1 pseudogene is annotated in these 335 nt (G+C 37.6%); it reads left to right on the top strand.

Going from position 1 to position 335, the window contains the following annotated elements:
* Window positions 1-335: pseudogene (locus C1E99_RS02140) on the top strand (cell division protein FtsK); the annotation flags it as partial.

The raw sequence follows: 335 nt of genomic DNA, 5'->3' as shown, positions 1-335 counted from the left end.
AAACGACAAGCTATTTTATATGAAAATCCACATCACCTATTCTCTCATTTAACCATAGTGATCGATGAGGTTTTAGCGTTATCTGATGGTGTAAATAAAACCATTAAAGATGCATTTTTTTCACTCTTATCTCAGATAGCTTTGCTTGGTCGAGAGACAAGAATTCATCTTCTTCTAGTCAGTCAGCGCTTTGACCATACGACGATACCAGTTTCTGTTCGCGAGCAATTAAATGTGCTTTTCCAAGTAGGGAACATAAACTCAAAAACTCTTACCTTTTTATTCCCTGACACTGACCCAGAAGGTATTGTTATCCCTATTGGAAACGGAACAGG

Origin of the sequence: Streptococcus suis (assembly GCF_002964045.1) — a bacterium.
Classification (GTDB): domain Bacteria; phylum Bacillota; class Bacilli; order Lactobacillales; family Streptococcaceae; genus Streptococcus; species Streptococcus suis_U.
The sequence above is the reverse complement of the archived record's forward strand: the minus strand, read 5'-3'. Positions and strand labels throughout refer to the sequence as shown.